1 protein-coding gene is annotated in these 311 nt (G+C 44.1%); it reads left to right on the top strand.

Annotated features, from left to right (window positions below):
• On the top strand, positions 1–305 hold a 305-nt coding region (locus tag Q674_RS41160; RefSeq protein ID WP_227501254.1), incomplete at its 5' end, for a hypothetical protein.
• Positions 306–311 lie beyond the last annotated feature (6 nt).

Genomic DNA, 311 nt, shown 5'->3' with positions numbered 1-311 from the left:
ACTTATTCAGAGCCTCCCTAACAATGCGATTGCGCTGGTTTCAGTTCTGCCTCCGGATGAATAGGCAGGCTAAAGTGCAAGATTATCTGGCGACTGAAGGAGAAGTAGAACGGCTTTCTGGTTCGCCGGAACAAAGAATGGAACTCGCACATTGGTTAAGCCAATTTGGTTTTGAGCAAAGATCTTTGAAGCTAGCTTACTCGGTATGTCTTTATAATTCTGGTTTACCGGAAGTTCACTTACGATATGTAGGGTTACTTCTTTCACCAGACAGGGCTGATTCCATTCCATTAGGGAAGGTCTGAATAACT

Origin of the sequence: Marinobacter sp. EVN1 (assembly GCF_000475375.1) — a bacterium.
GTDB classification, from domain to species: Bacteria; Pseudomonadota; Gammaproteobacteria; order Pseudomonadales; family Oleiphilaceae; genus Marinobacter; species Marinobacter nauticus.
Note: the sequence above shows the minus strand (reverse complement) of the source record. Positions and strands in the feature narration are given on the sequence as shown.